This window comes from Parasphingorhabdus sp. (assembly GCF_036964565.1).
Lineage (GTDB): Bacteria > Pseudomonadota > Alphaproteobacteria > Sphingomonadales > Sphingomonadaceae > Parasphingorhabdus.
Genome location: NZ_JBALTN010000002.1, coordinates 279,694 through 290,981 on the forward strand (window position 1 = coordinate 279,694; position 11,288 = coordinate 290,981).

The 11,288-nt window shown below is 59.3% G+C and carries 10 protein-coding genes; 7 read left to right on the forward strand and 3 right to left on the reverse strand.

Annotated elements, in window-relative coordinates:
- Positions 1–3: 3 nt before the first annotated feature.
- Together trpE and V7650_RS03380 are read right to left on the reverse strand one after the other, a co-directional pair.
- Positions 4–1,533 carry an anthranilate synthase component I gene (gene trpE / locus V7650_RS03375; RefSeq protein WP_335654823.1) on the reverse strand — a complete coding sequence of 510 codons (1,530 nt, stop codon included), beginning with the start codon at positions 1,531–1,533 and terminating at the stop codon, positions 4–6.
- Positions 1,534–1,540: 7 nt separating this feature from the next.
- Positions 1,541–3,484, reverse strand: a complete 1,944-nt coding sequence (locus V7650_RS03380) for a peptidylprolyl isomerase (protein WP_335654824.1) — start codon at positions 3,482–3,484, stop codon at positions 1,541–1,543.
- A 154-nt stretch (positions 3,485–3,638) separates the two neighbouring features.
- Between V7650_RS03380 and tpiA the strand changes: the two genes are divergently transcribed.
- The 4 genes from tpiA to V7650_RS03400 all read left to right on the forward strand — a co-directional run bounded on the left by tpiA (position 3,639) and on the right by V7650_RS03400 (position 7,550).
- A complete protein-coding gene (gene tpiA / locus V7650_RS03385) occupies positions 3,639–4,385 on the forward strand; it encodes a triose-phosphate isomerase (RefSeq protein WP_335654825.1) in 747 nt (248 codons plus the stop codon).
- 112 nt (positions 4,386–4,497) lie between these two features.
- On the forward strand, positions 4,498–4,911 hold the full coding sequence (gene secG, locus V7650_RS03390) for a preprotein translocase subunit SecG (RefSeq protein ID WP_335654826.1): 414 nt from the start codon (positions 4,498–4,500) through the stop codon (positions 4,909–4,911).
- 179 nt (positions 4,912–5,090) lie between these two features.
- A complete protein-coding gene (locus tag V7650_RS03395; protein ID WP_335654827.1) occupies positions 5,091–6,722 on the forward strand; it encodes a CTP synthase in 1,632 nt (543 codons plus the stop codon).
- A 141-nt stretch (positions 6,723–6,863) separates the two neighbouring features.
- Positions 6,864–7,550 carry a Crp/Fnr family transcriptional regulator gene (locus tag V7650_RS03400; protein ID WP_335654828.1) on the forward strand — a complete coding sequence of 229 codons (687 nt, stop codon included), beginning with the start codon at positions 6,864–6,866 and terminating at the stop codon, positions 7,548–7,550.
- Between the two features lie 165 nt (positions 7,551–7,715).
- Here the strand turns inward: V7650_RS03400 and V7650_RS03405 are convergent, their stop codons facing one another.
- A complete protein-coding gene (locus tag V7650_RS03405; RefSeq protein ID WP_335654829.1) occupies positions 7,716–8,195 on the reverse strand; it encodes an Hsp20 family protein in 480 nt (159 codons plus the stop codon).
- Positions 8,196–8,701: 506 nt separating this feature from the next.
- Between V7650_RS03405 and V7650_RS03410 the strand changes: the two genes are divergently transcribed.
- The 3 genes from V7650_RS03410 to V7650_RS03420 all read left to right on the forward strand — a co-directional run bounded on the left by V7650_RS03410 (position 8,702) and on the right by V7650_RS03420 (position 11,203).
- Positions 8,702–9,952: a lipoprotein-releasing ABC transporter permease subunit gene (locus V7650_RS03410; RefSeq protein ID WP_335654830.1), complete on the forward strand. Its 1,251-nt coding sequence runs from the start codon at positions 8,702–8,704 to the stop codon at positions 9,950–9,952.
- Positions 9,945–10,631, forward strand: a complete 687-nt coding sequence (locus V7650_RS03415) for an ABC transporter ATP-binding protein (RefSeq protein ID WP_335654831.1) — start codon at positions 9,945–9,947, stop codon at positions 10,629–10,631. Before V7650_RS03410 ends, V7650_RS03415 begins: the two co-directional genes overlap by 8 nt.
- 98 nt (positions 10,632–10,729) lie before the next feature.
- On the forward strand, positions 10,730–11,203 hold the full coding sequence (locus tag V7650_RS03420; RefSeq protein WP_335654832.1) for a glutathione peroxidase: 474 nt from the start codon (positions 10,730–10,732) through the stop codon (positions 11,201–11,203).
- The last annotated feature ends 85 nt before the right edge of the window (positions 11,204–11,288 follow it).

Here is an 11,288-nt window from a genome sequence, read left to right on the forward strand (position 1 = left end):
TACTTACTGTCCAAATCCCACATCCCGCGCCCGCTTGACCGCCTCTTTCGCCGCCGCCAGCAACGCCCCGGCCTTGGCCCGGCACTCCGCCAGTTCATAGTCCGGATCGCTGTCGGCCACGATGCCCGCGCCAGCCTGCACATGCAGCATGCCGTCCTTCACAATCCCGGTCCTCAGCACGATGCAGCTGTCCATGCTGCCATCGGGAGAGAAATAGCCGACGCCGCCGGCATAGGCGCCCCGGGTTTCCGGCTCGAGTTCGGCGATGATCTGGCAGGCACGGACCTTGGGCGCGCCGCTGACCGTGCCGGCGGGGAAGCCGGCGAACAGAGCGTCGAGCGCATCCTTGCCCGGTGCCAGCTGGCCGACGACATTGGACACGATATGCATGACATGGCTGTAGAACTCGACGGTATAGCTGTCGGTGACCTCGACGCTGTGCGCGCTGGCGACCCGGCCGACATCGTTGCGACCAAGATCGAGCAGCATCAGATGTTCGGCGCGTTCCTTGGGATCGTCGAGCAGGCTGTCGCGATTGGCCTTGTCCTCGGCCGCATTCCTGCCCCGCGGGCGGGTGCCGGCGATCGGGCGGATGGTCACTTCACCGTCGCGCGCGCGAACCAGGATTTCCGGACTGGAACCGGTCAGCGCAAAGCCGGGAAGGTCGAGAAAGAACAGGAAGGGCGAGGGATTGATCCGGCGCAGCGCCCGGTAGAGTTCGATCGGCGGCAGCGTGAACGGGGTGGTAAAGCGCTGCGCCAATACCACCTGGAAGATGTCACCGGCCTCGATATAATCCTTGGCGCGCAGCACCATCTCGCTGTATTTCTCTGCCGACACTTGAGGCGCGAATTGAATTTCGTCCGCGCTCAGCGTACCTGGCAATCGTCCCGCGTCAGTCTCCGGACGAACAGGATTCGACAGGCCCCGCTGGGCCTCGTCCAGCCGCTGTTCCGCCGAAGCGATCCTGGCATCGCTGTCGCCAATGGTCTCCGGCCACACCGGTGCCACGAGAAACAGTTCATCGGCGAGCCGGTCGAAGATCAAAATCACGGTGGGCCGGACGAACAGCATGTCGGGCAGGGCCAGTTCCGATTGTGGTGCGCGCGGCAGTTTTTCTACCAGCCCGATTGTTTCATAGCCGAAATAGCCGACCAGACAGGCCAGGGCACGGGGCAGTTCCTCGGGCACCTCCATGCGGCAGGCCTCGACCAGCGCCCGCAGGGCAGAAAGGCTGTCCCCGGTTTCGGGGCAGAAAGCGTCACGGTCTTGCAGCCATGAGCGATTTATCGCGGCCTGTTCACCATCCGCACGAAACACGAGATCGGGCGCAAGGCCGATCATGCTGTGTCGCCCTCTTGTCTCGCCCCCTTCAACCGATTCAAGCAGATAGTCGCCCCGGCCTTCCTGCATCAGCTTCAGTGCCGCGGACACCGGGGTTTCGGTGTCCGCCACCTGTTGCCGCCAGATCAGCGCAGGCTTACCACCGTCCAGTGCCGCGCGCGCCGCTTCGATGCCGAAACTGCTCGCCATGGAGGCTTCAATTGCCGCCGAGGAGCTGGCTTTTCAGCGTCGAAAGGGCATCTTCGTTGCGCTTGACGCCGACATCCGCCTTCATCGCGTCGATGAACTGTGCGGTATATTCATTGCCGAACACCTGCTTGAATTGCGCGCGCGTGGCTTTCAGCAAATCGTCTCGCTTGGATGCGTCGCCGCGATTCAGCTTGTCCAGTACCACCACAAAATAACCCTGGTCGCGCGGTGCTGCGAGCGACTTGGCGGTACCGGGCGCCATGCTGAACATCAGGCTGAGCGGAGGCGGTACCTGGCCCTGCTGGCTTTGCCGGGCGAGATCGGCGCGGGTCGAGCTGATCTTCTGGATGCCGGGCAGCTTGACCCCTGCATCGGCGATGGCCTTGGACAGGGACGTACCGCCGCTGACCGCCTTGGCAATCTTGTCAGCCACGATCTTGGCCTGCTTTGCGCCCTGGTCCAGCATGTAATCGCGGGTCACCAGCTGCTCGATCTGTTTCAGCGGCGGCGGCGCCGCTTCGGTAATGTCGCTGACCGCGATTGCCGCATATTGCTGGCCGGGAATGATCTCGACGACCTGCGGGTCTGAATCCGCGTCCATCGCAAAAGCGGTTGGCAGGATGCGTTCCATTTCGGGGATGGGCTTGTAGTTCTGGTCGTTCGGGTTCTGCCCATTGGCGAGCAGCGCGGGTGTTGATTCCACCTTGAGCTGCTCGGCCTTTGCAATGTCGCCCAGCGTCGCACCATCGGCAAATTCGTCCTCCAGCCGGACCGTGAGTTCGGCCATGGCTTCCTCGATTTTTTCGCGTGTCAACTCGCTGACAATTTCGGGACGAGCCTGCGCCAGCGTCCGGCCGGGGATTTGCTTGATGCCATCGACCTTGACGATATGCCAGCCAAGCGCGCTTTGCGCCGGTCCGGCAATGCCGCCAGAGGGCGCCGAAAAGGCTGCGTTGGCAACCGCCTGCGACGCCACGTTGACGAAGTCGGCTTTGCTGATCGATCCCACTTCGGCGGCGGACAGGCCGACCGATGTCGCTGCCTGCTCCAGCGAGGTGCCGCCGCCGATCTTGGCCGCCAGCGTCTTGGCTGCCGCTTCGGTGGGCACGATTACCTGATTGAGATTACGGGTTTCGCTGGCCGAATAGCGGGCCTGGTTGAGCTTGTAATAGCCAGCGATGTCTTTCTCGCTGGGCTTGATCTTGTCGTTGAAGCGGGATTTTTCGAACAAGGCGTAGCGAATCGTCCGGCGTTCCGGAATTGTGTAGCGGGAGGCATTTTTCGCGTAAAAGGCCTCGAGCGCTGCCTTGGCCGGCTTCTTGTCATCGATGAAGGCGACCGAGGGAACGGTGGTGATCTGGCCCTCGCGCGATTCCAGCAGCAGGGAGGCATAAGGCAATACCAGCTTTTGCGGCACCGCAGCGCCGAACCCGGCGGTCGTCAGCAGCTGGTCGGCGATCAGGTTGCGGGTAAAATCATCACGCAGCTGGGCTTCGTTGATCCCCTGCTGCTGCAGCGCGCGCCGAAAATTCTCCTCGCTGAACTGGCCGTCGGCGCCCTGGAAGGTCGGGATGTTGGCGATTTCGCCGTCCACCAGCCGTTTGCCGGCGGCCATGCCATATTTGCTGCCGAAATCGGCGATCGCAAAGCTGTTGATCAGCCGTTCCAGAACATCGTCGAATCCGCCGCCGTTGATATAGGTCTTCAGATCCAGACCGGTGTTCTCGCGCTGTTCGCCGCGAAACGCATTGTTCACCGACTGGCTGAGCTCCGCGGTGGTCAGTTTGCTGTCACCAACCTGGGCGGCGGTGCCCGACCCGGTCACGCCGCCGAATGTGCCGCTGCTCGACACATCGGCCGTGGCAAAGGCGACGGCGATCAGTCCGATGAAACAGAAGGTCAGGAAAAGCCCCAGTTTCGAGGAGAAGATGCGGCGGAAAAAACTGATCATGAAAGAGATGTTCCATTGCAGGAGTAGGATTTGGGCCTGCTTTAGGCGGCTTGGCTTTGCGGTTCAAGCAAAAGCCTGCCGAAGGAAATTGGCAAGCGGAAGGATATTTGTTAGCGCACCGGCATTGGCAAAAATTGAGAAGGCTAAGGGCATCATGGCAAATCGGAAATATATTGTCGGCAACTGGAAAATGAACGGCCTGCGCGCGCAGCTGTCGGACATAGCGGCGATTGCCGCGATTGCTTCCAATCATGACCGGGCGGATGTCGGCATCTGCCCGCCCGCCACGCTGATCGCTGCCGCCGCGCAGGCCAATCCCGGCTTCGCCATTGGGGCGCAGGATTGCCATTTTGCCGAGAACGGCGCCCATACCGGTTGCCTGTCGGCCGAGATGCTCAAGGAAGCGGGGGCCACTTACTCGATCCTCGGTCACAGCGAACGGCGTGCCGACCAGCAGGAAGGCGATGCCGAAGTCAAGGCGAAGGCGGAGGCGGTGCACGCTGCGGGCATGGGTGCCATCATCTGCGTGGGCGAAACCGAGGAGGAGCGCGATGCCGGTCAGGCCATTGAAATCGTGACGGTGCAGCTGGCCCGTTCCTTCCCCTCCGGCGCGAGCGCCGACTGGCTCACCATCGCCTATGAACCGGTCTGGGCGATCGGAACCGGGCGGGTTCCCGAAGCCGCTGATGTCGAGGAAATGCACGCTGCAATCCGGCGCAAGCTGGCTGAACTGATGGGCGAGGGCAGTGACGCCGTGCGCATTCTTTATGGTGGGTCGATGAACGGCAGCAACGCGGCGGAATTGCTGGCTATTGCCAATGTCGACGGCGGGCTGGTCGGCGGTGCCAGCCTGACTGCGGCGAAATTCGCACCGATTGTCGAGGCGGCTGCCGCCAGCTGACCGGTCATACCCTGTTCTCTCTGCGCGTTTTCAGCGCTTGAACTCGGGCAGGCCAATCGCTATGTGCGCTGCACGTCGGAGCGCATGCTCGTCTTATCAGTTCGGAAAATCCATGTTTCTATTCGTTACCGTCCTTCAAGCCATTGTCGCCGCCATGCTGGTCGGGGTCATCTTGATGCAGAAATCCGAGGGCGGCGGACTGGGTGTTGGCGGCTCGCCTTCCGGCATGATGTCCGCGCGCGGCGCGGCCGATCTGTTGACGCGCACGACATCGGTGCTGGCGGTATTGTTTGTCGCGCTTTCGATTACCCTGGCCGTGATGGCCGCGGCCGAAGGCAAGGTCGAATCGATCGACCAGAGCCTGCAACGCGATACCGGCGCCCCGGTTTCGGCGCCCGCCAATGATGTTCCGCTGGTCGGGGACGATCCGCTGGCCGCTGCTGCGGCCGCAGCCGGTGAAGAAGCGCCCGCAGGCGAACAGGCTCCTGCGGCGGCTTCTGACGGATCCATCCCGCTCGACCAATAGGCCCGATTCCCGACGTCGGCGGGACATGGTTTGTCACTCCAGTCGCCTTTTGGCCTGATCCGCTGAAACGGCAAGGGTCTCGCGAGCGGCCAATTCCCGAAGCGCACCAATATTTATTTCACTTTTCCGGATTCGCGGGATTGCCATTTGCGGGGATTACGCCTTAAGCCTCTCCTCCCATGGCGCGATATATTTTCATAACCGGCGGTGTGGTTTCCTCTCTTGGCAAAGGTCTGATGGCGGCAAGCCTCGGTGCGCTTTTGCAGGCGCGCGGATATTCTGTGAGAATCCGGAAACTTGACCCCTATCTCAACGTTGATCCGGGCACGATGTCGCCCTATCAGCATGGCGAAGTCTACGTCACCGACGACGGGGCCGAAACCGATCTCGATCTCGGTCATTACGAACGTTTCACCGGGGTGCCATCGCTGCAATCCGACAATGTTACTTCCGGGCGGATCTACCAGTCAATCATCACCAAGGAGCGCCGCGGCGACTATCTCGGCGCGACCGTGCAGGTCATCCCGCACGTCACCGATGCGATTCAGGAATTTGCCCAGGACAAGCTGGACGGGATCGACTTCGTCCTGTGCGAGATCGGCGGGACCGTGGGCGATATCGAGAGCCTGCCGTTCATCGAGGCGATCAGGCAGCTGCGCAACAAGGTTGGCCGGGACAACGCGATATCGGTTCATGTGACGCTGGTGCCCTATATAGCAGCGGCCGGGGAACTGAAGACCAAGCCCACCCAGCACAGCGTCCGTGAACTGACCTCGCTCGGTATCCAGCCGGATATCCTGCTCTGTCGCTGCGAGCATCCGCTGCCGGACACGGAACGGGCGAAAATCGCCCAGTTCTGCAATGTCAGCAAGGAATCGGTGATCCCGGCGCTCGATGCGAGCAATATCTACAACGTGCCGCTGCAATATCACAACGAAGGCCTCGACACCGAAGTTCTGCGCGCCTTTGGCATAACAGGTGCCCCGGAGCCCGATCTGTCCCGCTGGCATGATGTCATGGAACGAATCGAGCACCCGGAAGGCGAAGTGATCGTTGGCGTGGTCGGCAAATATGTCGGTCTGCAGGACGCCTACAAGTCGCTTCAGGAAGCACTGTTTCACGGCGGGCTGGCCAATCGGGTGAAGGTGCAGGTTCGCTGGCTTGATGCTGAACTGTTTGAAAATGAAGAAGATCTTGCCGCCAAGCTGGAGCCGCTGCACGCCATTCTGGTGCCCGGGGGCTTTGGCGAGCGCGGCAGCGAGGGCAAGATCGGATCGGTAAAATTCGCCCGTGAAAACAACATTCCGTTCTTTGGCATTTGTCTCGGCATGCAAATGGCGTGCGTCGAAGCGGCCCGCAATCTTGCCGGCATCCAGTCCGCGTCGACTACGGAATTCGGCGAAACCGAGGAACCCGTGGTGGGCTTGATCACCGAATGGATGAGCGAAGAAGGCCTCCAGAAGCGCGAGGCCGGCGGAGATCTGGGCGGCACCATGCGACTGGGTGCCTATGACGCCGTGTTGCAACAGGGATCGAGAATCAGCGAAATCTACGGCAATCGTGAAATCAGCGAACGCCACCGCCACCGATATGAAGTGAACAAGGGCTATGTCGAGCGGCTGGAAGCCACGGGCCTGATGTTCGCGGGCATGTCGCCGGACGGGGAATTGCCGGAAACCGTCGAGCGGCCCGACCACAGCTGGTTCGTCGGCGTACAGTTCCATCCGGAACTGAAGAGCAAGCCGTTCGATCCCCATCCGCTGTTCGCATCCTTCATCGCCGCGGCGCTGCAGCAAAGCCGCCTCGTCTAGGGTTGGATACCGTCAAAAAACTTGCAGATTCGGGCAGATGTCGAATCTGTCCAATCCATTTTACTGGAAGTGACTATTGTCACATGCATGCCGCAGGATGGATGTAGGGAAACATCCGGACCGGGTTGAGGAGCGGGCAGGGTGAAGGCTGAGGAACTGGCAGATATACTGGCTGAGCACAGCCTGTTTGCGGATTGTGACGAAGCCGAACTGGCCGACTTGATTTTACGCGGGCATTTTGTCCGGTATAATAAGGGGGACGAGCTTATCATGCAGGGTGATCCTGGTAATTCGCTGCTGATATTGTTGTCAGGCATCGCGCGTACCAGCATGATCGCCAGTAACGGTCACGAGATCGTCCTCGACTATGCCGAATCCGGCCAGGTGCTGGGGGAAATTGCGCTGCTCGACGGCGGTGAGCGGACCGCAACGGTAACCGCCATCGAACCGACATCCGCCTTGTCCATTACCCGCGAAGCATTTGAAGATATTCTGGAAAAGCACAAGAATATGGCGCTGCGCCTGCTCAAGGTCATGGCCAAGCGGATTCGCATGGCCAACAGCATGATCGAGGGTGATCGCGCCTACACGTCGGGCCCGCGTCTGGCTCGTTATTTGTTGAGACTGTCCGTCGTAGGGGCCGAAGAAGGTCGCCTGAAGCTGGACCTGAGCCAGAGCGAGCTCGGCAACTTCGCCGGGATGTCGCGCGAACATATTAATCGGCAGCTGTCAGCCTGGTCGGAAAGCCAGATTGTGGCGGTGGAGAGCGGAAAGGTCCGGATACTGGACCACGCCATGCTTTCCCACATTGCCGAAGCAGATTCTTGACGACGATTGGCCTTTTGCGACCCGGGCTAATTTTCGTCGAGAGTGACACCATGCGGGTGTCAGGGGCAGTCGGATCCTCATCCGGCTGCCCCATTTCATTCAATTGCTAAGAAAAAAGGCAGCCGGATTGCCCGGCTGCCCTGTTTTGGATCAAAGGCTGTCTGTTCAGGCGGCCTTGTCTTCTTTCTTCTCGCGCTTGTCCGCAATCTTGGTGACATTGTCGCCCTTGTTGATGGCGATGGTCTGCGGTCGCATCGCTTCCGGAATTTCGCGGATCAGGTCGATCACCAGCAGGCCGTCGGCCAGCGCTGCATTCTCGACGCGGACGAAATCGGCGAGCTCGAAGCGTCGCTCGAAGCTGCGGTTTGCGATGCCCATGTGCAGGAACTGCTTGCCTTCATTGTCTTCGGCTTTCTTGTTGCCGGCGACGAGCAGCAAATTCTGCTGGGCGGTAATTTCGATTTCCTCGTCCTTGAAACCCGCTACGGCAAGGGTGATCCGGTATTGATCATCACCGCTCCGTTCAATGTTGAACGGCGGGTAATTTTCGGACTGCTGCGCGCGTGCGTTATTTTCAAGGAGATCAAACAGCCGGTCAAATCCCACGGTTGAACGGCGGTAGGGGGTAAAGTCAAAACGATTCATATCTATATCCTCTTAAGCTGAGCAATGTAAATCTGGACCCGCAGAAGCGGCATCCGGTTCGTCGATGTGAAACCCTGTTGGCGCTTCACACTGCTAGAGATATGATCAGTTTTACAAATTTCAAGGAAAAGAAAATTCTGATAATTCAGTTCGTTATTGTAGAAATGCCAAAAAAAACGCCCGGATGCCGCTAGACACCCGGGCGAAAAGTGGTGACGAACTAATTCGTCCCCTGTTTACCCTTCCTATTCAACGCCGCTTGTCCCCCAACATTTGGCGGAACCGGAAAGGATCCCTGAACCATGACCCGTTATTCGAGACGATTGATTCTGTCGCCATGTGTGGTCGAATGACACAAATTTGTCATGGTAAATTTGGCAGTCTCCAAAGATTGATCGTCACTTGTGTCATATCGGCAACAGAAGATTAGCGACCATGCCACTTGCTTGCCCCGGCCGGCGACCGTAAAGGCAGGGAAACCTTTTCCAAGGAAGACGTCGCACCTCATGCTCCTATCCCGTTACGAATGGGTCATCGCAAAACGCTATCTGTTGCCCGGCAAGGGGGAAGGATTCATCTTTCTCGTCGCCAGTATCAGCCTCGTTGCCGTCATGCTGGGCGTTGCCGCGCTGATCGTGGTGATGAGCGTCATGAACGGCTTCCGGGCAGAACTGTTCGACAAGATCGTCGGGCTGAATGGTCATGCCGTAATCCAGGGCTATGGCGGGCGCATACCGGATTGGCGGGATTTGCTCAAAGAAACCCGCGAGACGAAGGGGATTGTCTCCGCTTCGCCGCTGATCGAACAGCCACTGCTGACCACGTTCAATGGTCGGGTCGAGGCAGTGTTGGTGCGGGGCATGCTGGTGCCGGATATTCTCAACAATGAAACGCTCGATGGCAAGACCGTTGCCGGCGACCTGTCGCGCCTCGAACCGGGCTCGGGCCGCGTCGGCATAGGCAGTCGACTGGCGACCACTTTGGGCGCGCAGGTGGGTAGCCGAATCACGATTATCAATCCGCAGGGCCGTTCCACGCCGTTCGGGACCGTCCCACGCGAAATTGCCTATGATGTGGCCGCGATATTCGAAGTCGGGGTCTATGACTATGACAAGGCGTTCGTCATCATGCCGATGGAAGACGCACAGACCTTGCTGTTGCTGGGCGACCAGATCGGGATGATCGAGATCAAGACCAACGATGCCGACAATGTCCGCAATATTGTGGATCCGCTGATACCCAAGATTGCAGACAGGGGGATTATCACGGATTGGCAGACGATGAACGCTTCGCTGTTCGAAACGCTGCAGGTCGAGCGAGTGGTCATGTTCGTGATCCTGTCGATCATCATTCTGGTCGCGGTTTTCAACATATTGTCCTCCCTGATCATGCTGGTCCGTGCGAAAACCCGCGACATCGCGATTTTGCGAACGATGGGGGCTTCGCGCGCCTCGCTGCTCCGGATTTTCGTGACCGTTGGAACCGCTATCGGCATGCTCGGCATCGCCGCCGGGATCATCCTTGGCCTGATCGCCATTTATTTCCGCCAGAATGTCATCAATTTCGTCCAGCTCATAACGGGCCAGAACCTTTGGGATCCGTCGATCCGTTTCCTGACCGAACTGCCGGCCAGAACCGATCCCATGGAGGTGGTTGGCATTGCCGGCCTGGCGCTGCTGTTCAGTTTCCTGGCGACGCTGTATCCCGCCTATAAGGCCGCGAGCACCGATCCGGTCCAGGTATTGCGCTATGAGTGACCAGATGATCGCAAAAACCGTCGAACTGCGCGACGTGAAACGCAGCTTCGTACAGGGCGACGTCGTGATCGAGGTCCTGCGCGGCGTCAATCTCGACATTCGCGCGAACGAGATCGTCGCGCTGCTAGGGCCATCCGGATCTGGAAAGTCCACCCTGCTGCAGGCAGTTGGCCTGCTGGAAGGTGGTTTCGAGGGCTCGATCCGGCTGGATGGCGAAGAAACGGCCCAATTGTCGGCCAGTGGTCACACGCGCATTCGGCGTGATCTGCTGGGCTTTGTCTACCAGTTTCACCATCTGCTGCCGGACTTTTCGGCGCTCGAAAATGTCGTCATGCCCCAGCTGATTTCGGGCGCGACCCAAGCGGCCGCAGAAGAAAGGGCGGAAACGCTTCTGCGCAGCCTGGGCCTGGGCGAGCGACTGAATCACAAGCCGAGCAAATTGTCGGGGGGCGAGCAGCAGCGCGTCGCCGTCGCCCGCGCTCTGGCCAATGCGCCGAAGCTGGTGCTGGCAGACGAACCGACCGGCAATCTTGACGAAGCAACGGCGGATCTGGTGCTGGCGGAATTCATGGGGCTGGTGCGGCAGGAGGGAAGCGCGGCGCTGATTGCGACCCATAACGAAAGGCTGGCGGCAAAGATGGACCGGGTTGTGCGACTCCACGACGGAGTGTTATCCTAGTGTTTTCATCCCGGAACGAGATTGACTTTGACTTTTCGGGCACGAGTATCAAACTGTAGTCTGGCCAGACATCACCATATAACCAATGCGGGGCGCATATGAAGGTTACTGAATTTCAGGTAAAACAGGCGGATGGATCCATTCGGGATCTTGCGGCCTACGAGGGCAAGGTCCTCCTGATCGTAAATACGGCCTCCAAATGCGGGTTCACGCCGCAATATGAGGGGCTGGAGAAGCTGCATCAGGAATATAAGGACAAGGGTCTCGAGATACTCGCCTTTCCCTGCAACCAGTTCGGTCATCAGGAACCGGGCGATGCCGACGAGATCCGGAATTTCTGTTCGCTCAACTATGATGTCAGCTTTCCGCTGATGGCCAAGATCGACGTCAACGGCAATGATGCCGATCCCCTCTGGAAATATCTGAAGACCGAGAAGTCGGGCCTTCTTGGTTCGCGGATCAAATGGAATTTTACAAAGTTTCTGGTTGATCGGGACGGCAATGTCGTCGGCCGCTTCGGACCCGCCGTGAAACCGGAACAGCTGAAAAGCGAAATCGAGGGTCTTTTATAGACGCGCTGCTGCGATGCGATAGCAACGTTTTCCCATTATGCTGTGGACAAGCAGTCGATAGTTGCTGCGGGCGCTATCGTCGGCA

Bases quoted from the DNA above. Each gene is read 5' to 3' on its own strand.
- trpE (WP_335654823.1), bottom strand. From the start codon at position 1,533: ATGGCGAGCAGTTTCGGCATCGAAGCGGCGCGCGCGGCACTGGACGGT.
- V7650_RS03380 (WP_335654824.1), bottom strand. From the start codon at position 3,484: ATGATCAGTTTTTTCCGCCGCATCTTCTCCTCGAAACTGGGGCTTTTC.
- tpiA (WP_335654825.1), top strand. From the start codon at position 3,639: ATGGCAAATCGGAAATATATTGTCGGCAACTGGAAAATGAACGGCCTG.
- secG (WP_335654826.1), top strand. From the start codon at position 4,498: ATGTTTCTATTCGTTACCGTCCTTCAAGCCATTGTCGCCGCCATGCTG.
- V7650_RS03395 (WP_335654827.1), top strand. From the start codon at position 5,091: ATGGCGCGATATATTTTCATAACCGGCGGTGTGGTTTCCTCTCTTGGC.
- V7650_RS03405 (WP_335654829.1), bottom strand. From the start codon at position 8,195: ATGAATCGTTTTGACTTTACCCCCTACCGCCGTTCAACCGTGGGATTT.
- V7650_RS03410 (WP_335654830.1), top strand. From the start codon at position 8,702: ATGCTCCTATCCCGTTACGAATGGGTCATCGCAAAACGCTATCTGTTG.
- V7650_RS03415 (WP_335654831.1), top strand. From the start codon at position 9,945: ATGAGTGACCAGATGATCGCAAAAACCGTCGAACTGCGCGACGTGAAA.
- V7650_RS03420 (WP_335654832.1), top strand. From the start codon at position 10,730: ATGAAGGTTACTGAATTTCAGGTAAAACAGGCGGATGGATCCATTCGG.